At 70.0% G+C, this 20,833-nt stretch carries 17 protein-coding genes and 4 pseudogenes; 5 read left to right on the forward strand and 16 right to left on the reverse strand.

Annotation, left to right across the window (positions count from 1 at the left end; translation table 11 throughout):
- Positions 1 to 70 precede the first annotated feature (70 nt).
- Positions 71 to 2,908, reverse strand: a complete 2,838-nt coding sequence (locus IE257_RS14440; RefSeq protein WP_229920362.1) for a SpoIIE family protein phosphatase — start codon at positions 2,906 to 2,908, stop codon at positions 71 to 73.
- A gap of 405 nt (positions 2,909 to 3,313) precedes the next feature.
- Complete coding sequence (locus tag IE257_RS14445; protein ID WP_189968564.1) at positions 3,314 to 4,075, reverse strand: hypothetical protein; 762 nt, start codon at positions 4,073 to 4,075, stop codon at positions 3,314 to 3,316.
- Between the two features lie 484 nt (positions 4,076 to 4,559).
- Here IE257_RS14445 and IE257_RS14450 point away from each other — a divergent pair, with 484 nt between their 5' ends.
- Both IE257_RS14450 and IE257_RS14455 read left to right on the forward strand, forming a co-directional pair.
- Entirely contained in the window at positions 4,560 to 6,125 is a 1,566-nt protein-coding gene (locus tag IE257_RS14450) for an alpha/beta hydrolase (protein ID WP_189968566.1), read from the forward strand.
- A 695-nt stretch (positions 6,126 to 6,820) separates the two neighbouring features.
- Positions 6,821 to 7,143, forward strand: a pseudogene (locus tag IE257_RS14455) (NF041680 family putative transposase); the annotation flags it as partial.
- Positions 7,144 to 7,332: 189 nt separating this feature from the next.
- Here IE257_RS14455 and IE257_RS14460 read toward each other — a convergent pair.
- On the reverse strand, positions 7,333 to 7,749 hold the full coding sequence (locus tag IE257_RS14460; RefSeq protein ID WP_189968568.1) for a hypothetical protein: 417 nt from the start codon (positions 7,747 to 7,749) through the stop codon (positions 7,333 to 7,335).
- Between the two features lie 266 nt (positions 7,750 to 8,015).
- On the opposite strand from IE257_RS14460, the gene IE257_RS14465 reads away from it, so the two are divergent.
- Positions 8,016 to 8,291, forward strand: a complete 276-nt coding sequence (locus IE257_RS14465; protein ID WP_189968570.1) for an isoamylase early set domain-containing protein — start codon at positions 8,016 to 8,018, stop codon at positions 8,289 to 8,291.
- A gap of 150 nt (positions 8,292 to 8,441) precedes the next feature.
- Here IE257_RS14465 and IE257_RS14470 read toward each other — a convergent pair whose 3' ends face one another.
- The 6 genes and pseudogenes from IE257_RS14470 to IE257_RS38235 form a co-directional block, all read right to left on the reverse strand.
- Positions 8,442 to 8,579, reverse strand: coding sequence for a hypothetical protein (locus IE257_RS14470; RefSeq protein WP_189968571.1), 138 nt, complete (start codon positions 8,577 to 8,579; stop codon positions 8,442 to 8,444).
- Positions 8,580 to 8,770: 191 nt separating this feature from the next.
- Positions 8,771 to 8,950 (reverse strand): hypothetical protein, encoded by a 180-nt coding sequence (locus tag IE257_RS14475; protein WP_189968574.1) that lies wholly within the window; start codon positions 8,948 to 8,950, stop codon positions 8,771 to 8,773.
- Between the two features lie 103 nt (positions 8,951 to 9,053).
- Positions 9,054 to 9,349: pseudogene (locus tag IE257_RS14480) on the reverse strand (DUF6098 family protein).
- A 1,028-nt stretch (positions 9,350 to 10,377) separates the two neighbouring features.
- A pseudogene (locus IE257_RS39400) lies at positions 10,378 to 10,750 on the reverse strand (N-acetylglutaminylglutamine amidotransferase); the annotation flags it as partial.
- A 203-nt stretch (positions 10,751 to 10,953) separates the two neighbouring features.
- On the reverse strand, positions 10,954 to 11,409 hold the full coding sequence (locus IE257_RS39140; protein ID WP_308433283.1) for a Rieske (2Fe-2S) protein: 456 nt from the start codon (positions 11,407 to 11,409) through the stop codon (positions 10,954 to 10,956).
- A gap of 18 nt (positions 11,410 to 11,427) precedes the next feature.
- Positions 11,428 to 11,589: pseudogene (locus IE257_RS38235) on the reverse strand (FAD-dependent oxidoreductase); the annotation flags it as partial.
- Between IE257_RS38235 and IE257_RS38240 the strand changes: the two are divergent.
- Together IE257_RS38240 and IE257_RS14490 are read left to right on the forward strand one after the other, a co-directional pair.
- Positions 11,542 to 11,742 (forward strand): hypothetical protein, encoded by a 201-nt coding sequence (locus IE257_RS38240; RefSeq protein ID WP_229920412.1) that lies wholly within the window; start codon positions 11,542 to 11,544, stop codon positions 11,740 to 11,742. The pseudogene IE257_RS38235 and the gene IE257_RS38240 overlap by 48 nt on opposite strands.
- A 216-nt stretch (positions 11,743 to 11,958) precedes the next feature.
- A complete protein-coding gene (locus IE257_RS14490; protein WP_209468342.1) occupies positions 11,959 to 13,350 on the forward strand; it encodes a M20/M25/M40 family metallo-hydrolase in 1,392 nt (463 codons plus the stop codon).
- A 347-nt stretch (positions 13,351 to 13,697) separates the two neighbouring features.
- On the opposite strand, the gene IE257_RS14495 is transcribed toward IE257_RS14490, so the two are convergent.
- From IE257_RS14495 to IE257_RS14525, 7 genes are all read right to left on the reverse strand, one after another.
- Complete coding sequence (locus IE257_RS14495) at positions 13,698 to 14,189, reverse strand: hypothetical protein (protein WP_189968578.1); 492 nt, start codon at positions 14,187 to 14,189, stop codon at positions 13,698 to 13,700.
- A complete protein-coding gene (locus IE257_RS14500; protein ID WP_189968580.1) occupies positions 14,186 to 16,675 on the reverse strand; it encodes a molybdopterin oxidoreductase family protein in 2,490 nt (829 codons plus the stop codon). The genes IE257_RS14495 and IE257_RS14500 overlap by 4 nt, the downstream gene beginning before the upstream one ends.
- Before the next feature lie 187 nt (positions 16,676 to 16,862).
- Positions 16,863 to 17,567: a DUF6766 family protein gene (locus IE257_RS14505; RefSeq protein ID WP_189968582.1), complete on the reverse strand. Its 705-nt coding sequence runs from the start codon at positions 17,565 to 17,567 to the stop codon at positions 16,863 to 16,865.
- Positions 17,568 to 17,649: 82 nt separating this feature from the next.
- Positions 17,650 to 18,021 carry a thiamine pyrophosphate-dependent enzyme gene (locus tag IE257_RS14510; protein ID WP_229920363.1) on the reverse strand — a complete coding sequence of 124 codons (372 nt, stop codon included), beginning with the start codon at positions 18,019 to 18,021 and terminating at the stop codon, positions 17,650 to 17,652.
- A gap of 62 nt (positions 18,022 to 18,083) precedes the next feature.
- Positions 18,084 to 18,560: a hemerythrin domain-containing protein gene (locus IE257_RS14515; RefSeq protein ID WP_189968584.1), complete on the reverse strand. Its 477-nt coding sequence runs from the start codon at positions 18,558 to 18,560 to the stop codon at positions 18,084 to 18,086.
- Between the two features lie 893 nt (positions 18,561 to 19,453).
- Entirely contained in the window at positions 19,454 to 19,870 is a 417-nt protein-coding gene (locus IE257_RS14520; RefSeq protein WP_189968586.1) for a CBS domain-containing protein, read from the reverse strand.
- 99 nt (positions 19,871 to 19,969) lie between these two features.
- Positions 19,970 to 20,245 carry an isoamylase early set domain-containing protein gene (locus tag IE257_RS14525; protein WP_189968588.1) on the reverse strand — a complete coding sequence of 92 codons (276 nt, stop codon included), beginning with the start codon at positions 20,243 to 20,245 and terminating at the stop codon, positions 19,970 to 19,972.
- Positions 20,246 to 20,833 lie beyond the last annotated feature (588 nt).

Below are 20,833 nucleotides of genomic sequence, written 5' to 3' on the forward strand. Positions count from 1 at the left end.
CGGCCTCGGCAACGCAGTCCCCGACGGTGGTGTCCGCCGTCTTCCCCGCGACTGCCGTACCGGCGCGCTCTCAGAACCCCTCGTCGTCCCACCCGGCCAGGAGCGCCTCCCCGAGATCCATCGTCGGCGCTGCGGCCCCTGCATGGAGCGCCTGCTCACTCCAGATGATCTTGCCGCGGGCGGTGTAGCGGGTGCCCCAGCGCTCGGCGAACTGCGCGACGAGGAACAGGCCGCGGCCGCCCTCGTCGGTGGTCTCGGCCCGGCGCAGGTGCGGGGAGGTGCTGGACCCGTCGGAGACCTCGCAGACCAGGCTGCGGTCGTACAGCAGCCTCACCCGGATGGGCTCGGTGCCGTACCGGATGGCATTGGTTATCAGCTCGCTGAGGATGAGTTCCGTGGTGAAGGCGATGTCCTCCAGCCCCCACTCCGCCAGACGGCGGGCGCAGGCGTTGCGCACCGGGGACACGGCCGCCGGGTCGGGGGACACGTCCCACTCGGCGATCCGCTCGGGGTCCAGCCGGCGGGTGCGGGCCACCAGCAGCGCGACATCGTCGCTGGGCCTGGCGGGCAGCATCGCGTCGATCACCGCGGTGCAGGTCTCCTCCGGGGTGCGGGCGGGCCCGGCCAGGGCGGCGCGCAGCGCCGCCAGGCCCGCGTCCGGATCGCGGTCGCGGCTCTCGATCAGCCCGTCGGTGAAGAGCGCCAGCCGGGAGCCTTCGGGCAGGGTGACCGTCACGGTCTCCATGGGCAGTCCCGCACCCAGGCCGAGCGGCGGGGAGACCGGCACCTCGGGGAAGGACACGGTTCCGTCGGGGCGGATCAGAGCGGGGCCCGGATGTCCGGCGGTGGCGGCGGTCACCTGTCCCGAGACGGGATCGTAGATGGCGCACAGGCAGGTGGCTCCGGTGATCCCCTGCCACTCCTGCTCGTCGGTGTCGATGTGGGCGACCAGCTCGTCCAGGTGACTGAGGAGTTCGTCCGGAGGCAGGTCGAGGGTGGAGAAGTTGTACACGGCGGTGCGCAGGCGGCCCATCGTGGCCGCGGCGTGCAGACCGTGGCCGACGACGTCGCCGACCACCAGGGCCACCCGGGCGCCGGGCAGCGGGATGACATCGAACCAGTCGCCGCCCACCCCGGCCTGGGCGGCCAGGTAGCGGTGCGCCACCTCCACGGCGGACTGCTCCGGTACCCCACGGGGCAGCAGGCTGCGCTGCAGGGTGACGGCCATGTTGTGCTCGCGGGTGTAGCGGCGGGCATTGTCGACGGACAGCGCCGCCCGGGCGGTCAGCTCCTCGGCGAAGGACACGTCCTCCTCGTCGAACGGCGGGGAGTCCTGCCCCCGCCAGTAGCCGGTCATCCCCAGCACCACACCCCGGGCCCGCAGGGGCACGACGATCAGGGAGTGGATGCCGCGGTCCAGGATCTGCGCGGCGTTGGCCTGGTTCTGGGCCCGCCAGCGGTGGGTGGTGCCCAGGTCCGCCTCCAGGACCGCGCGGCCGCCCGCCAGCCCGGCGGCCACGGGGCCGGTGGGAGCGAACCGGATCAGCTCGCCGACGGGGGAGAGCGGGTGGTCGCCATGAAGGCCGACGACGGCGGTCCGGCGCATCTCGGTGATCGCTTCGGGCGGCTCCTCGCCGCGCAGCACCGGGTCCAGCAGGTCCACGGTGACCACGTCGGCGAAGCGCGGGACCGCCACCTCCGCGAGCTCCTCGGCGGTGCGCTCCACGTTCAGCGTCGTACCGACCTGCACACCCGCGTCGTAGAGCAACCTCAGCCGCTCGCGGGCCACCTCGGCCCTGCCGGAGAGTGCCCGCAGCTCGGTGGTGTCCCGCAGCGTGACGACGGTCCCGGCCTGCCCGTAGGGAGCGGTGGGCCGGATGTTCACCGCAAGGAGCCGGTCGGCGGCCATGTGCAGCTCGTCGGTCGCGGAACGCCCCGAGGCGATCTGGTCGGCGATCCCTTCCTCCAGACCCAGCTCGGTGACGGGGAGCCCTTCGGCGTCCACCGGCAGGTTCAGCAGCCGCCGCGCCTCGTCATTGGCCAGCAGCAGCCGGCCGCCGCCGCCGATGATCAGTACGCCCTCCCGCACCGCGTGCAGCACCGCGTCGTGGTGCTCGTACATCCTCGTCATCTCGGCCGGTCCCAGGCCGTGGGTCCGGCGCAGCAGCCGGCGGCTCACCAGAGCCGTCCCGCCCGCGGACAGTGCGAGCACCAGGGCCGCGGTGCCGAGGACGACCGGCAGCTGCCGGTTCACCATGCCCTGGACGTTCTCGACCGTGACCGGGGAGGAGACGATGGCGATGACGCGGCCGTCGGGGTCCTTGACGGGGACCACCGAGACCACGGACCGCCCCAGGGACCCTTCGAACGTCTCGGTGAAGGAGTTGCCGGCCGCCGCCTTGGAGAAGGGGCCGACGACGTGCTTCCCGATCTGACGCGGGTCGCTGTGGGTGAGGGTGAGCCCGTCGAGCGTGTACACGTTGATGCCGTCGACGCCGGCGATCTTCCGGGCCGCCTCGGCGCTCGGCTGGAGCACCGCACTCGGATGAGCGCTGCGCAGGGCCGGGACGATTCCCGGGGACTCCGCGAAGGTTCCGGCGGCGGCGAGCGTACGGTGCCGGGCGTCCAGCATGGCGGCGCTCTGGGACTGCACCACGAGCGCGACCACCGCGGCGGCGACGAGCAGCACCACGACGGCCAGCTGCAGGAGGAACACCTCGCCGGCCACGCTGCGCACGCTCAGCAGGGAGGACAGACGCTGCGGCCGCCGCGCCCCCTTTCCCTCGGGGGACCGGGCATGCTCCTGATGCTCCTGGTGGTGTCCCGAGCGCGGCTGCCCGGGGGGAGTGGAAGAGCCCGCGGTGGAGCTGAGCAGCCGTTGCCGGAAATATCCAAGGAGGTTGCTCATACTCCATTTTCTAACCTCTACGGGTTGTCGGCAGCAGGGAGCGACGGCCGCCGCCCACCCGGCATGCGCGCGCCTCGAAAGGCCTGGAGAACACTGCCCCGGCATACGGCAGGCCCCACGCCTGACATCTGGACGTTTCCGCAGGTCAGCGCCGTGCTGCCGGAGCCCGGGTCGGCAAGTGATCGGCATCGGTCCGGATCCTGGCCCGCCCTTCCGCCGACGGCCTGCCGTCCTCGTTCGTGCTGTGCTCGGGTGACGGGCCGGGAATCGGGCCAGGAGCCGGGCCGGGGCCTCGGCGACCGGCCGGCACCGGCACGCCGGCGCGACCTCGGAACGGCCCCGGGCCGCCCGAGCAGCGGGTCCTACCGTGCCGCAGGCTCGGGCGGCGTCACCTCTTCGGTCCGATCATCGCTCGATTGCATGCACCGCGTCCTCGGCTTGAATGCTCGCGAGAATCTTCCCGAGGAAGGCCAAAGGATCTTCTGTGAGTAGCGAAGGATTTGTTTCGAGTGCCAGCCTTACGTGGTCCGCGATCTGCCCAGGGAGGACCGATCCGAGTTGGCTCGACTCTGAAGCATCGTTCTCGTTGTCGATCCGAGCGCTCCGCAGAATCCGCATCTGCTCATCGCTGAACAGTTTGGCGGTCAGGGCTGCGGCAAGGCGGGCCGATGCTTCTTCGCTGCTCATCCGTACATGCTCTTTTTCGAGTTCGTCAATTTCTTCTCGCGAAGGCATTGAAGGTACGGGTTCAACCAGGGGGACGGTCGACTCGGTGGGCTTGTCCCGGCCGGCATTCTTGCGATTCCGGGCGAATCTGCTGCGCGTCGACTTCATCAGTGGGAGAGCCTGATCGTTCCACCATCTCTTGATGTGTGGCGCAGCACTGTCCGCGACCTTGATGAGGATGATCAGGGCCTCGATCACCTCCTCGGGATCCAAGCGCCCTCGCGCTCGGGGATCCGACTCGCGCGCACGCTCGTTCGTATCGAAAGAGAGGGGCGGGGGGTCCACCGGTGGATCTGCATCGTCATCGTCGTCAGGAATGAACGTGGCATGGTCGACGAGGCGCCCTTGGTCGTCGTACAGGTTCTGGTGAAGGCCGCCGTCCTTCGACTGACCAGGAGTCAGCCCATCAGGAAACTCGAAACGGCCACTGATGCTGGCCATGTGCCACTCTCCCCCTGAAGGCCTGCACGGCTGATGTGCCCCCGACCGCAGTTGTCCGTCCGGCCCGTCCGGTCATCCACATGCTGCTGTGCGGCGAACGCGGCGAGCTCCAGCTCCCCCACGTCACGCGCCAACTGTACGTGCGCCGCCGCGTTTCCGCGTGGAGTCCGGGTGATGAGGGACGTGTGCACCGTGTCGATCACCTGCCGCTCGCCGAGACGGGGCAAGGAGCTCGTCCGGCCGGGGCAGTGACCGCGGTGCTCGTCGGACCCAAGTGACGAGGTCGCTTCTGCGGCGGTGGCCGACGAGGCCGGCGCCGTCCGGCCCCGCACCCTCCTCCCCGGCGGCCGCGAGCACCAATGGCCGCCTTCCGTCGTTGTGCGCGTCCTCGGACCACCCGGTAGCGTGATTACGTGCGTTCCGACCGCACCGCCGTCGCATCGCCCGGCGGGGAAGCCGTCGATCGGCAGAGGAACGGGATCACATGGCAGAGCAGAGCTTCCATGTCGGTGTGCCGGTTGCAGGGGTCGCCCTGGCCCTCCTTGCCGCCCTCGGTCAGCCGTCGGCGGTCGCCGCACCGCCGCCTACCGACCCCATGGGTATCACCGGGCCCGGCACGGCCGCCGCGTCACGCTTCGTGCCGGGTCCGTGCCCCGAGCCACCTGAACCGATCGATGCGCTGGCTACCGCCCGGTGCGGTGTCCTGGAGGTCCCCGAGAACCGTGCCCGCCCCGGCGGCCGGACCATCAGGCTGGCCGTGGCGATCATCCCGCCCGTCTCGGCGACGCCCGCCCCGGACCCCGTGGTGTTCATGTCGGGCGGCCCCGGTGGCGAGACGTTCGACGACATCCCGTTCCTGGTCTCCTCCGGCCTGAACCGGGATCGCGAACTGATCGTCATGGCCCAGCGCGGCAATCTCTACGACGAGCCCAACCTCGCCTGCCCCGAGCTGGACCGCTTCTACGCCCGGTCCGTGGGGCTCCCCTCCTACGCACCGCAGACGGAAAAGCTCATGCTCGACGCGGTGAAGCAGTGCCGGGACCGCCTGACAGCGGGCGGGACCGACCTGAGCGCCTACAACAGCACCGAGAACGCAGCCGACTTCGCCGACCTGCGCACCGCACTGGGCTTCAAGCAGTGGAACGTCTACGGCCACTCCTACGGCAGTAACCTGGCCCTGACCTACCTGCGCCTGCACCCCCAGGGGATCCGGTCGGTGGCGCTCGACTCGGCCGCCCCCGCACAGTACGTCTCCCTGCCGTTCGCCTGGGCCAACGCCCGGGAGGGCCTCGACAGCCTCTACAAGGGCTGCGCGGCCGAGCCCCGCTGCCAGAGCCGGTACCCGCACCTCGAGCGCACCCTGAACGAGCAGGTGCGCAAGCTGGAGGCGCAGCCACTGACGCTGAACGTCCGGCCGCCGCAGGGCGGAGACCCGGTGAAGGTCGTCCTCGACGGCGGCGCGCTGGTGAACCTGCTGGTCGCCAAGGCGATCCCGTTCGCCGACGTCCCGGCAGCGATCGACGAACTCGGCCGCGGAAACCCCGACCGCTTCGCCAAGGCCCGCGCCGCCGGTTCGGTCCAGGTGGTGGGTCAGACCGCCCACGGCCTGACGCAGTCGGTGGTGTGCAGCGAATGGGTGCCGGATCACTCGCCGTCCGACGTGCTGAAGGCGGGCCGCGAAGCGTTCCCCGAATGGCCGGAGGCGGTCCAGGCCCAGGCGCCTCAACTGGCATTCCAAGCCCCGGTGTGCCGTATCTGGAACGTCCCGGACCGCACTGCCGTCCAACGGGTACCCACCGTCAGCTCGGTGCCGACGCTCTTCTTCAACGGGACGTTCGACATGAAGACCGGGGCCAGCTGGGCGCCCAGGACGGCCCGTACGCTGTCCCACTCGACCACCGTGGAGGTGCCCGGGATCGGGCACTGGGTGGTCCCGCAGTCGCCCTGCGCCCAGAAGGTGCTGGCGTCCTTCCTCACCCGCCCGACCGCTCCCGACACCGACTGCGTGGCGGGGCTCAGGTGGGAACCGTTCACGATCACCCCGAAGTGACCGGGAGGAACGATGGCACTGCACCTGCGCATGACCTTGTCCCCGGCAGTGGACGTTCCCGGCAGGGCGAAGTCGTACGACGAGAAGGACGGCTCCTTCACCCCCATTCCTCTCCCTGGAACAGTACGGAGACGGGTCCGTTCAATCCAGCCCCGGAGAATTCGTCCGCTACGGCCGACAACTGCCGCACCGGTCGCATCGGTGGGACGGAACTGCTCGCCGGGGTCACGGAGGAAGCGGTGAGTGTGGGTGACGTCCTGCGCCGGCGTGGCATCGAAGAAGGGCGGTACGGGGCCGGGACCCTCCTCCTCCCCGACAGGACCGACCTGGTGCAAGCCTTGCCGACCTGCGGCCAGTGCCCGCCCGGAAGGCACCTTCCCGGGGGCCGCGCTGCGTCACGTTCGGCTCGGAGCGGTGAACGCTCTGGTCGCCCGCTCCGGTACCCGACCCGTCCCCGCAAGGGGCGTCAAGTGAACGTTGGCCCGCTCGGCAGCAGGGCGGTTTGAGTGGGCGATGCCATCCGCTGTCGTGCGGCGTAACCCGGCCCCTCGGCCGCGGGTGACCGGCCGAAAGGTGAACAAGCGCCAGGTGAACGGTTGATTCGATCGAATTCACCAGGAGGAGCCTTGAGCGACTTCCAGAATCCGGGCCGTCGCGACGAAAGCAGGACGGCGGCAGCGGTACACACCGTTCAGCCCGCGATCACCACGGTCACCGCAGCTACCAATTACGGCAAGGCCGAGACGCAGGCATGGGACCGGGTCCACCCAAGGTTCACCCACCGCTCCTCATGGCTCGACCGTGATGGTGAACTTCCCTTGGTGGAGGGTACGTTGTCGGGTTGAAGGTCGAGCGTCTGTCGAAGGACCGTGATGCCCCGCCGGTGTGGTTATGGTCTTCCAAGACCGGCGTCACTCCGGACGACGTGGACCGTTTCTGGCAGGCATTTCTCCGCCGCTTCGACCTGGAGCACACCTTCCGCTTCGCGCAACAGACCCTCGGCCGGACCACTCCGAAACATGGGCACGTGCCGAGTAGGCCCCTCCCCTCCCCTCTCCGGCTTCGGCGTGTACCGACGAGGCCCTGAGCGGGAAGCGGCAGGTGCCAACCCGGGACTGCGGGCGTGGCGCTCTCGCGCCTGCCCGGGGTCACCCAGCGCGCGTACCCGCCCGCGCAGCGAGCCGCCCCGGCGACCGGTAGCCGTATATCAGGGCCCGAGCAGAGCAGCCGTTCCCCACAGGCCGGCTCCCTGACGCAGTAGGAGGAGAACCTGCTGCTCATCAGGCCGGTGCGGCCCGGGAAGCCAGACCAGGACGACGCGGCCGGTCGCGTGCGCCATCGTGGTCCACGAGTCCGGCACGAGACCGGGAGGGGATCGGTAGAATTCGGCTCCGCGGTAGATGACGACCACAACGCTGTTCTCCACGTCCGCCGACCAGGACGGGACCGGCCGTAGAAGGTCCTCGACGACGCCGGTGAAGGGCGCGAGTCCCATTTTGGTGAGCTGCTCGTGGACCGACCGGTCGTCGCGGCCCTCACGTGTGAACACCAGGAGCGGTATGTCCCCCGCCGGTGTTCCGCGGAATCCGATCGCCTTGCACGCCCACGACGGTTCCTGGTTCATGCGTTGCCCTCATTCGACGGTAGGCCTCGCCGAAGCCCTGCTCAACTCACTGACGAGCCGTGCAACCGGGATCTGGGTCACGGCTTCGGCCGTCTCCGCGACGGAGCCTCCTCGCTCTTTTCATGGTGCGCCCGGGCCAGAGGCGGCGGCACGTGGGAGCGGGACGATGCACGGGTGGGTACGTGCGGGTGCGCGCTGGCGCCCGGGTGCGGAAGATGGGCACACACTGCCGTTTCCGTCCCCAGCACTGTCAGGAGCCGAGCGCCATGCTGGAGCACACACCTCACGAGGACCGTGCCGAGGTCACCTTCGTCCTTCCCGCGGACACGCCCCCGGGGCCGGTCAGCGTGGTGGGTGACTTCAACGACTGGCAGCCCGGCATCCACACCCTGCAGCCGCGTGAGGACGGAAAGCGGGCCGTGACGGTCACCCTGCCCAGGGAAGGGGCTCACACCTTCCGCTATCTGGCCGCCGGCGACTACTGGTTCAACGACGAAGCCGCCGACGATCAGGACGGCCCCAACAGCCGCCTGCGCACCTGAACGGAGCAGCGCCGCGTCACCTGTGGTCGCCGCGGAAGCGGCACGGTGCGAGCGTTACGGAGCCCGGGACGGTACTCATGCGACGGCCGGCCCTGCCGCCTCCGTGAGCGGCGGGGCCGACCGGCAGGCACCTGCGGCGCGGGCCGGTGCTCAGAGCCGGTTGCGTTCGTAGTACCGGCCGAGCCGCTCGCGGTAGGCGGCGTCCCCGCGATGTTCGCGCTTGTCGTATTCGGGGGCGTCCTTGACCCGGTCCCGGTCCAAACCGAGCAGGATCCTCTCCTGCTCCATGTCGACGCGCGCGACGGCCCGGCGGGCAGCAGGACCCCCCCTGTCGCTGGCCTCGACTTCGAATCCGACCAGGCGGAAGCCGGGCCTGTAATGCGACTCGTGGCTGTGCTCCCGCCTTGGCCTGCCCAGTGGTCTCCGGCTGCTCCGACGGCTGCCGCCGGAGCAGCCGGCCCCCTTGGGGCTGCCTGCCGTCACGGGTGGTCGGGCCGCTGCTCGCGGGGGGTGGGGCCACCCGTCTGGGACCGGCTTTCCTGATCCCCGCCCGCCTTCTTCGGGCTCTTCGGCTGAGCCGCCTTGAGGTGCCTGCTTTCCTGCGGGGTCGCGGCGCCCTTGCCGCTGCGCCGTGCCTCCGGCTGTTGTGCATCGCCCATGATCCCGGTCCTTTCGGAGTGCCCAGCGGGGCTCTCACCTACGGTTGAGTGGCCCCCATGCGCCCTGCTGCTGATGGATCTCCTCCTCCGCTTCCGTGATCGCCTACTGATCGACCCACCCGAGGGGTTCCACGTCCCGTACCAGAGGTTCGTTGTCGGGGCCCCGCCCGGCCTCGGTGCCGACCGGCAGCCAGGGCCTGACCCGGGCGTCCTTGACCCTCGGCAGGTGGGAGTAGTCGTAGAGGCGTCGTGCGGCCCACGTGCGCAGCGGCCGCTGTCCCCACCAGTCCTCGACGTCCATGGGGTTCGACGACGGCCCGGCATTTCGACGCCGGTGAGCTCGTCCCGGCTCGACGGCTCCCGCGAGAGATCGAGCTGCGGGCCCGTGGACCAGCGCACGTACTCGCCGGCGGGCGAGGTGCTCCGTCGGTTCGTCCAGCGACCCGATGACCGCAATCGACCAGTCCCGAACCCCGTTCATGTGAGGGCAGCTACCCAACTCCCGGCGAGTTAGCGGCATGGTTCAGGCAGAAACTGCCCATGCGCTTCAACGTGCTTGCGTTGGTGCATGTCATCCAAACGATGACAACCAGATGTCATCTGGAGGATGGCAAGCGATGGAGGGTGCATGAACGAGGCCGCCGAGCCGTCGGCGCCGGGCCCCTTCCTCGCCGCGGCCGCGGCGGGGAGTTGCCCGGACCATGATCGCTGCGGCCAGGCGGATGCCGGCGCCGGCCGCGACCTCGGAGGGACAGTGCGCGCCGCTGTGCATGCCGGACTCAGGTGTACTACGCAGTCCCGAATATCTATTAAGTACCCCGGTCGGGCGGGCCTGCCTGACGCCCCTCGCATGGGAAGCGACCCTCCGGCCCGGACAGTACGCCGTGAGCGGATTTGTCGGTGAGCGCGCCGTACGGTGTGCGATCGGGGTCCTGCGCGTAGGCGTGGACGGTCACGGTGAGCTGCGACCCCGGATCGCGGCGGATACGGTGCAGGCCCCTCACGTCCGGGGAGAAGCCCTGTCCCGCAACCACGCACTGCTCCATCGGTTCGTCGGCCAACCATGTGTGACGGATCCTGCCTCGGGCGACGTAAACGCCCTCGGGCTGGCGGTGAGCTCGAAATCCCGTGTCATAGCTGTCGTCGTTCCAGGCGATGGCCCAGGCGGTGAAACGGTCATCCGCGAACAGGGGCACGTACCTGGGCTGTGGCCCGTGCGCGCCCCCGTCCTCCAGGCGCGCTTCCCAGCACCCCAGGTCGCGTCCGAGTTCGGCGGCTACCGCGAGCAGGTACTCGGAGGAGCAGCAGTTCACAGGGCGCGCAATCGGTAGCATAAATCCGTCCATATGGGGCTGATTCCCCCCACGCATGCGCTCATGCCTCGCCCCCGAGAGTGCGAACCCGGACGCGTGGCACGAACGGCGGGGAACGGTGCCGTGCCAGCTGAGCTGTGGGTGCAGCGCCACGGGGTCGATGGACGTGTCCCACTCCGCCGCCCGCAAGAAGGGCGGCCAGGGACGAAGCGAAGCGCAGACGGGCGCTGTCCTGCGTCCGTACGGCGGTTGCACGCCGAGCCGGTGCCCGCCCAGAACGATGCGGCCCGTGAGGTGTGCCACCATCGACGAAGGCGCTGCCCCATAAGCCGTATGCCTTCAGGAGCACGGCCGTGGTGCCCACTGACGGGTCGGTCATGGGCCTGCGCGGTCCGCACTCGTTCCTCCATCGCGTCCGTCATCCGGGCGACGCGGCGAGGTGCGGTCTTCGTCCGTCGAACCGGATCTTCCCGCTCAGGCCGCACACGGAGGGCCGGGCCCACTGCTCGTCGCGCGCCGTAAGAGCGCGATCGTGGCCGGGGGCCCCAAGTCCGGGAAAGCGTGTCCATGACGCTTTCTCCTGCGCTGGTGGGTGGTGTCATTGCGAACCTGGCCACACAGGCGATCGGCATACCGAGCGGCCCGCAACCGAAGGCCGATCAAGCGTTCAACGGAGTGCCCCGGCGACCGTCACAGCTCTCCGGGATCCTGCCGTTCCAGAGGGCGCAGTGCCGGGCCTTGCACGACTTCACCGTCAACGCCGAAGCGAGAGCCGTGGCACGGGCACTCCCACGTGCGTTCGGCGTTGTTGAAGGCCAAGACGCATCCAAGGTGGGTGCAGACCGCGGACACGGCATGCAGTTCGCCCTGGTCGTCGCGGTGCACGGCGCACGGTTTGCCACCTGCCCGGACCACGGTTCCCTCACCCGGCCGCAAGTCCCGGACGGGGCCCATCGTCCCATCGGCGAAAGTGTCGAGGCGGTCCTTGACGAAGTGTTTCCCGGTGTCCCACTGAGCCTTGAGGAACGTAGGTGCGGACTGCACGGCGGAGCCGAAACGCCCGGGATCGTAGAGGCCGGCCCACCGTTGGGGCGTGCCGCGGACGAGGGAGGCGAGGAGCGCCCCGGCCATGACCCCGCCGGTCATCCCCCAGCCGGCGAAGCCGGTCGCGACGTACACGTTCTCGCCGCCCGTAGGAAGTCTGCCCACCAGCGGCACGGTGTCTGTGGAGCTGTTGTCCTGCGCCGCCCACCGATGGGAGATCCTCACCTCGGGGAAGTGCTGCTCGGTCCAGGCCTCCAGCCGGGCGTACTGCTCATCGTCACCGGCGAGGCGTTCACCCCCGGCACGGGTGAAGACGCCGCGGCCGGCGTACGCACCGCCGCGGGCGAAGGGGTGCCGGCCCGGCGTGCCGTCCTGGCCGACGTGTCGGCCCCCGCACTGTACGGCTCCCGGGTCGCCAGGGAGCACCCCGCATGAAGCATCGGTATCGGGGAAGGTGCCTGCTGAGCCGCCCGACTGCGGAAGCGGGTAGGGGACACGGCAGCGCTGGATGAGGAACGGTGGCCGCAATGGAGCGGAGACAGCCCGGGAGCCTCGCGGCGAGCAGCTCGCCGGCGGTCAGCGGGCCAACGGAGCCAACGGACGAGAGCCGGCTCCCGGATCACCGCGGCGGCCGCCGGCCATGAGCTCCCAGTGACCATCACTGCGCCGGGCGCCGTGCCCGGAGACGACGCTCTGGCCGAACTGGCGGAGTGGGTGCGTATCGCATCCGTCTCCTCCGACCCGGATAGGGCCCAAGACGTACGCCGGTCCGCCCGCTGGCTCGTCGAGGCACTGCGCCGCACCGGCTTCCCGCGCGCCGAAGTCTGGGAAACGGAAGGCCTGCCGGCCGTCTGTGCCTCCTGGCCGGCGGCCGATCCCGGTGCGCCGGTCCTGCTCGTCTACAGCCACCATGACGTGCACGCCGTCGATCCTTCCGAATGGCAGGTCACCGAGCCGTTTTCCCCGCTCCTGCGGGACGGTCGACTCCACGGGCGCGGGGCGTCCGACGCAAAGGGTCAGGTCATGAGCCACTTGTGGGCCCTGCGCACGCACCTTGCGCAGCGCACCGCCCCGGCCGTGACGGTGAAGTACCTCATCGAAGGCGAGGAGGAAGTCGGCTCGGTGCACCTGGCCGAACTGTTGTCGGAGCGCGCCGATGACCTGAACGCCGACGTCGTGATGGTGTCCGACTCGATGCTCTGGTCCTTGGACGATCCCACCGTGTGCGCCGCGGTGCGCGGGTCGGTCACCGCCACCCTCACCATCCGCGGCGCCGAGCGCGACCTCCACAGCGGCGCCGTATCCGGCGCCGCTGGTAACGCCGCGGTCGAAATGTGCCGCCTGGTGGACCTGCTCGGTGACGCCACGGGCCGCGTGGCCCTGCCCGATTTCTACGACGCGGTGGCCACCCCAGGCCCCAACCTGCGCGCCGGCGTCGGCTCCGTCCCTTTCGACCTGCCGAGCTGGCAGGCTGAGACCGGTACGTTCGGCGCCCCCGGAGAAGCGGGGTTCACGGTCCCCGAGCGCCTGTGGACCCGCCCTTCCGCCGAGGTCGCCCGCCTTGCGGCCGGCCGCACCGACGCGCCCGCACTCGGCCTCATACCGGCGGAAGCCAGTGCCGACCTGCTCTTCCGGCTCGTACCCGACCAGCGGGCCGACCAGGTCGCCGACCAGCTGCGCGCCTGGCTGGCCCGGCACCGGAGGCCGGGTTTCACCTACGAACTGGAAATCTCCTCCACCATCTCGGACCCCTACCGGACGCCCCCGGACGCCCCGGCGCTCGCGGCTCTCACCCGAGCCGTCAGTGATGCCTACGGAGCTCCGGCCCGGCACATCGGCAATGGAGGTGCGGCTCCCGGCGCGCAGCTCGCCAGTGCCTTTAACGCGCCCGTGCTGTTCTTCGGGACGGGACTTCCCGCAGACCGCTGGCACGGCCCGGACGAACGGGTCGAGATCCAGGCGCTTCGCCTCGGAGTCAGCACGCTGGCCCAGTTCCTCGACGAACTGTCAACCGGCGACACGCCAACCCGCCAGAAGGCGTGACGCCGGCGCGGACTCCGGCTCGCGCCGGTGGCCCGGAACGGTTCGCAGCGGTGGTACGTGCCCTGCGCCGAGCGGGCCAGGCGCGTGGTCGTCACGGCGGGCGCGGGCGAGGGGGCGCCGGCGCGGCGCGAGACGAGCGACGCCGGACTGCCACCGGGGGCAGTGGTCGGCGGCTCCCGTGACGTGCCCTTCCACGAGCTCTGCGCAGTGGTGGCCGGTGCGCGCTGTGTCCCGGCCGGCGACACGGGTCTGGCACACCACGCGATGGCCCGCCCCCTCCCCGACGGCTGCGCCCCTGGACCGACCCCTCCGGCGTTCAGACCCGGCCCCCCCGGGTGGTGCTGTGGTCACACGCTCGTCAGGATTTGCGGTGACAGGGTTTTGATCAAGGTGTTGGTCCACCGCATCTGCCGTAGCGTGCGCGGGTGGCAGAAGGAGGCCAGCTCGACCAGCCGGTCGTCCTTCGCAGCCTGCCCGGCCTGGGCCAGCATCTCCCAGTACAGCGAGTTTCCGGCGGCGGCCAGGTGCAACTCCCGTAGGTCGTGCAGCAGGAGCAGGCCGGGTTCCGGCCGACGGCCGACGGCCTCGGCCGACTTTTCACGGAGCGTCGACACGAGACCGGGAGCGGACTTCTCCGGCGGACCGTCGAGGTCCAGTTCGTAGTGGCGGCCCGTCTCGGCCACCCGCCGGCAGTGGTCGTTCGACCACAGGACGAGGTCTTGGGCCACGTGGTGGACCTCGTGCTCGGTGTGGTGGCGTTCTGCCGCGGTGGACAGTTGCTTCGCCAGGCTGCGCTCGCCGTGGTGCAGGGCGCGGAGCGTGAGGGTGATGCCGTTCATCGTGCGCTTCCCGGGCTGTTGTCGGCGTCCGGTTCGCGGACTTCGAGGACATGGGCGGCGGGGCCGCCCTCGGTGGCGGGCACCGCGAGCGCTGGCACGGGCGCGGATGCGGTGGTGGTGGGTGCGGCAGAAGGCCTGCCGTCCGCCCGTTCCACGAGGGCGATGGCTGCGGCAGCGGTCTTGAACAGGGGTTGCTTCGATACCGGGTCCCAGTCGGTGATCGTGGTCTCGTTGGCCGCCCGGCCCGGTGTGGAGGCGTCCGGGCCGCAGCCGGAGGGGGCGTCCCAGTAGCCGTAGTGGAAGGGGACGAACAGCAGCCCGGGCCGGATGCCCGTGACGCGCAGTCGTCCTCTCAGGGAGCCGCGCGGGGTGGTGACGTCGACCAAGTCACCTTCGCCCAGTCCTTCGGCGGCCGCATCGGCGGCGGAGATCTCCACCCATACATCGGGTGCCGCGGCGTTGAGCTGCGGTGTGCGCCCTGTCTTGGTGCGGGTGTGGAAGTGGTACAGGGTGCGGCCGGTCGTCAGCTGGAACGGGTGGTCGCCGCCGGGCTCCTCGTGCGGCGGCAGGTACTCGGCGGCCTTGAGCACGGCCTTGCCGTCCGGGTTGAGGGACCGGTATTCGGCCACCGAGACGGAGGCACCGGTGACGAGGTCCTTGCCGTACGTCTCGCAGGCATCGGGGTGGGCCCAGGCGATGCCGTCGCCGTACAACCGGTCGGTGCCCTCCGGGGCCTGCGCGTTGCACGGCCACTGGATGCCGCTGGCACCGCGCAGCTTTCCGTAGGCCAGGCCGGTGTAGTCGCAGGGCCGGCCGGCGCTGCAACGTTTCCACGCCTCGAAAGCCGACTCCGGGTCTCGCCAGGTGACCAGCGGTCCACCGTCCTTGTCGCGAAAGTCCATGCGGCGGGCGTAGTCGAGGAAGATGTCGAGGTCCGGTTTCGCCTCGCCCGGCGGCTCCACGGCCCGGTCCGACAGATGGACGGTGCGGTCGGCGTTGGTGAAGGTGCCGGTCTTCTCGCCCCAGGTCGCCCCGGGCAGGACGACGTCGGCGAGCTGCGCGGTCTCGGTGAGGAACAGGTCCTGCACGACGGTGAAGAGCCGTTCCTGGCCCAGGATGGAGCGGATGCGGGACAGCTCCGGGAGGGATACGGCGGGATTGGTGCCGCTGATCCAGAGCATCCGCAAGGAACCCTGCTCGGCGTAGCGGAACATCTGCATGGCGTGGGTGGGCGGGGCGTAGTGCGGGATCGACTTCGGATCGACGTTCCACACCTTCGCCAAGTCGGCCACGTGGGCCTCGTTCTCCCAGTTGCGAAAGCCGGGCAGATCGCCGTTGGCGCCGCATTCACGGGTGTTCTGGGCGGTCGGCTGACCGTTCATCTGAAGCACGCCGGCGCCCGGCCGGCCCAGCATGCCCCGGACGAGGTGCAGGTTGTTGATCTGCACGGCGGCGGCGGTGGCCTGGTGGGACTGGTAGACGCCTTGGAGGGCCGTGGACAGGAACTTGTCGGCCGTGCCGAGCAGCTCGGCCGCCTCCCTGATCTTCGCCGCGGGCACGTCGCAGATGTCGGCCGCCCACTCGGGTGTGCAGGGTGCGACCGTCTTCGCGAGCTCCTCGAACCCCACGGTCCGGGCCTCGACGTATTCGTGGTCCACGCGGCCGGTGCGGATGATCTCGTGCAGGAGCGCATTGAGCAGGGCTACGTTCGTTCCGCCGCGCGGTGCCAGGTGCACGGCGGCCCGGCGGGCAACCTGGGTCGGGCGGGGGTCCACACAGATCAGGCATGGCGGATCGGAGCCGTCGAGCCGGTCGAGGATGCGCATCCACTGCACGGGCTGCGTTTCGGCGATGTTGTGGCCGAACAGGGCAATGACGTCGGCGTGGTCGATGTCGTCGTAACTGCCGGGCTGTCCGTCACAGCCGAAGGACTCCTTGAGGGCCTCCGCCGCCGTTGAGGTGCACAGGCGCGTGTTGCCGTCCAGGTGATTGGTACCGATGCCGGCCCGGGCCAGAACGGCGAGCGTGTAGTACTCCTCCAGGAAGAGCTGGCCGCTGGTGTAGAAGCCGATCGAGCCGGGACCGCGTTCCTGCAGCAGTGCGCGGGAGCGGGAGACGACCAAGTCCATCGCGGTGTCCCAGTCCGTCTCGACCAGCCGCCCGCCCTGACGCACCAGTGGTCTGGTGAGCCGGTCGGGGGAGGCGTTGGCTTGCCAGCCGAACGCGTCCTTCGGGCCGAGCCGGCCGCGGTTGACCCGGTCCACCACCCGGCCGCGTACGCCGACCATGGCGCCGTCCCGCACGGCGATGTCCATGGCGTCACCGTCCGAGTGCAGGATCGACGCGGTCTGCACCCATCGTTCGACGTCGTCCGGACCCACACCCTCGGCCAGGTACGTGTCCAGGCGCGCGGGCCACGGCTGGTGCCGTCCGTATGGCGTACGGCCGCCCCAAGGCTCCGCGATCCGGTCCACCCAGTTGCCCATGCTGCCTCCCGCGGCCATCGGGGCGGGTGTCCGCCGCGCCGGCCGCTCATCCGTGCCCGGAGACCTTCTCGCGGGCTCCGCTTCCATGCGGGTACTGGCCCGCAGTCACCTGTGGGACGTCCTCGGACCGGCCGAGCGCTCGCGGGTCGGGCCGGCCGAGGCCGGCCCCCGTGACCCATTCACCGCCTCAGCCTTCGACGCCGGTGGAGGTGTGGGCGGTGCCTACCGGCTTGGACTCCGGCGATCCTCGCTGGCGCAGGTAGACGGACAGGATGACCATGGCGGCCACGGCCAGGAGTTCCGATTGCCAGTTCTGCAGTGTCCTGTTCCAGAAGTCCGGTGAGGCCAGGTAGGCGCCCCAGCCGATGGGGTCCTGGAGTTGTCGTAGTTGCTGCTCGTCATAGGCGGCCACGCCCGTGATGGACTGGGCCAGCCAGGAGAGGACGAACAGGCCGCCCATGACGAGGCCCAGCGAGCGGGAGTACACCAGTTGCCGCCAGTCCTTCGTGCCGGCCCAGCGCGGTGAGTCCTTCCCGGCGTGATCGCCCATGCGCTGCTCGTGATCGGACTCGGAACCGATCTTGTGGAGCTCCTTCGATTCCGGTGAGCCCCGCTGGACGAGCCAGACGGTGCCGAAGATGAACAGGAAGAACTGCAGGAACTCCGACTGCCAGTTCTCCGTGACGTCCACGGCGAAGTCCGAGGACGTCATGTACTCGCCCAGGCTGATCCGCTGGAGGCCGTCGTCGGTGAGCTGAGCGTTGAAGTCGGCGTGCCCGGCCAGCGCCTGCCCGAGCAGAACCAGCAGGAACGCCGTACCAAAGGCGAGAGTCAGGCTGTTGTCCCGCCAGAAGCTCCCGTGCTCCTGGCCCCCCTGTCGACTTCCGCTCATCGGTGCATCGCTCCGATCGCGATGAAGTAGCCCAGCCCGCCCACGATCACGACCAGGCAGGCAACGAAGAGTCCTCGCATGCTCATCCGCCCTTCACGACGCACCGGTAGGGCTTGTCCTCCAGCGGGGTGCAGCCTGCCGCCACGACCCGCCATCCACCGGTGAACTGCGACAGGAACAGCGTCTCGCCGTCGGCGCGGACCAGAGCCTGCCGCCCGTAGACCTCGGCGCCGTTCACCGCTCCCGACACCGGCAGCTCCTGCCCCTCCAGCGCCTTCGCGCACGCTTGCTTCTCGTCCTCCTCCAACTGCGCGCGGGTCTCAGGCGCCAGCAGGTCGCACGCCGTCCCGTAGTTCCGGGAGGCGAGCGCCTGCTCGAAGGCGCGGCCGGCATCCCGGGCACCGTCCACGCGCGCCCCGGACGCCCCGCAGCCCGTCAGGAACACTGCGAGCATCCCTGCCAGGGCCACGGCACCGGCCGCTTTCAAAGCCGCATCGCGGGAGCCGGCTGTTGGTGTCATCGGCTGCCGGCGCTGGGAGTGGCCAGCGGATCCCGTGGTGCCTTCGGCTTCTCGGCTTCCAGTCGCTCACCGAGTTCGGTGAGCCGGTTTCGTCCCATGGCCTTGCGGACGTCGGGGAACCATTCCTTCTCTTCTTCCTCGACGTGGTGGCGGACGTTCTCCATCAGGACGCTCATCTTCGCCTTGAACCGTTCGTCGGCCGCGTCCATGCCCTTGAGCTCGGACAGCATCCACACGACCGCGTGGTGCTCCTCGATGCTCTCCAGAATGTGGTCGGTGGTGTCCGGCGCGGCCTCGCGGGCGGCGGGGTAGAAGATCTGCTCCTCGATCCAGGCGTGGACGGTCAGCTCCTCTACGACCTGGTCGGCGATCCTCCGGCGTTCGTCCGTGTCCTCGTCCCCGGTCTTCTCGAACTGCTTGAACAGCTTCTCGACGGTCTTGTGGTCGTCACGCAGAAGCACGATCGCGTCCATGGATATCCTCCCGGTATGTGGATTACGGGACAAACGCCCAGGTTTCCCTACCCTGAGCGACCGATCTTTGCCGCGTAGTCGGGCCGATGTCGCCCAAATGGGCCAACGCAGCCGTCTCACCACTGAGCCGGGCAGCGGTATCGAAGCCCGTTCCCCGGGCGATGAGACCGGCCATTTCGTCGAGCGACCGGATCGTCGGCATACGCACGGTGTGATGCACGACGCGCGCATACCCCGCTTATGGATGCACACTCCGAAGCCGGCGCCGGGGCGGCTACCGCATGACACCGCGAGTCAAGCGGCACGGCTGATCGTGGTGCGCGCGGGGCGGCACCGCAGGTGCTGCGCGAACCTGGTCTCGCCACGGTATGGCGCCCGCGGGCACCTCGCCCACGGGAGGCGGCCGCGCTCGTGGCTGGCACGCCGGGGCCTGGCCGCGAATCGAGCGAACATGTTCCGGGCATGGACATGGACCAAGCATGTGGCTGGTGCTTCCCGAGCCGGCCCGCTCTCGCCGAGTGTCCCGCGAGCCTCGTACCGAATCGCGGCGTTGTTGGTGAGAATGCCTCGGCCTGCGGGTGCTGGGTCGGCTGGCAGCGCCAACCGCAGCAGCTCATGGCACAGATCGCCGGCATCCCGGGGACAGGGCCTTCCCACGGGAAACCGCTACGTGCTGGCCGGCTTCCGACACCTCATGGGTGAACGCGCCTCCACCCCGGCGCCTCGACACGCCCGCGACCCGCTGACGGAACGGGGCGGCGGGGCGGCCCGGGTGGTGTGCGCGGCTCCAGCGACCCGTACGCATGGCGCCGGGTCACGACTGTGGCGTTCGCGACGCCAGGCCTCCGTGACGACGCGCCTCCCTGGCCACCCCGGTGAGTCCTCGATGAGGGTCAGTCGACGGAAAGGGCCTGAAGGAGGTCGCCGACCTGGGGGTCGGGCAGGGCACGGGCGACGTCGGCCTGGGCGACGATGCCCACGAGTCGGTGGCCGTCGATGACGGGCAGGCGCCGTACCTGGTGGTCGGCCATGGTGCGCATGATCTCGGAAGCGTCGTCGTCGGCTCCGATGGTGACCGCTTCGCCTTGGGCGAGTTCTCCGGCCTTGCACACGGCGGGGTCCTTGCCGGCTCCGAGGACCTTCACGACGATGTCGCGGTCGGTCAGCATGCCCTTGAGCTTGTCGTCGGTGCCGCAGATCGGCAGTGCTCCGACGCCCATCTGCGTCATCTTCTTCGCGGCCTCAAGGACCGTCTCCTCGGCGCCGATGCACTCCGCGCCCTCTGTCATGATCTCGCGAGCCGTGGTCATCCGGCCGCTCCTCTCGGTAGGTGTCGTCCTGCGTGCTCTTGCCCTTGCAAAGGCAGGTGGGCGGGCACTGCTCGGCCGCCCGCCCACCAGGGGTTCGACTCAGGTGCGCAGACGGCTGTTGGCGCCGTCGTGGCCGTCGGCCTGGTCCTCGTCGAACCAGTAGTCGCCGGCGGCCAGGTAGCGGAAGGAGTGCACGCTCTTGCCGGGCAGGGCTACGGTGACCGCGCGGGTACCGTCTTCGCGGGGCACCAGGGTGTGGGTGCCGGGCTGCCAGTCGTTGAAGTCACCGACCACGCTGACCGGGCCGGGAGGCGTATCGGCGGGCAGGATGAAGGTGACCTGGGTGCGGTCCTTGAGCTGTCTGCGTTCCAGCACGGAGTCTCCTCGCGGCAGGGGCGGATCGTCGCGGGCCATCCTCCATCCGGCGGCGCTCGGCGAGGGACGGACACGCCAAGGGAGGTCACCTTCATGGCCCTGCACCCGGCCGAAGTGCGTACATACCGGCCCTGCTGGTGCCGCGTGGAGCCCGGTGAGGCGGCTGCTCCGGGCGGCTACGACGAACTCCAAAGCTTGCGGCACACGTCCGGCCTGCTCGGCGGCCACCGAGTGGCGCTCATGTCGAGGGCGCCGGCCGGTCATGTACTTCGTTGGGCGTTCAGCGCGTCAGTAATCACCGGCTGGCTCGGGGTTCTCCCTCTACGGGTGTGGCCGAGGCGGTCAGCCAGCGAGCCCCACCTGGGACAACAAGCCACCGCCACCCAGTATGGAAGTGCGTGATCACGGCTAATGCGAAGACCAGCTGGGCCGCACAGAGCGCCAGGTTGCCAGCAGACGCAGCACCGGATGCGGTCTCCTGCGGAAAACCTCCGCGAACCAGGTCTTCTCCACTGTCCCCACCCCTCATTCAGCCCGGGGTCACCCCGGACGACAGGGAAACAGCAGCGGCGACGTACTCGAGCAGGC

It is taken from the genome of Streptomyces avidinii (assembly GCF_014650695.1).
GTDB lineage: Bacteria > Actinomycetota > Actinomycetes > Streptomycetales > Streptomycetaceae > Streptomyces > Streptomyces avidinii.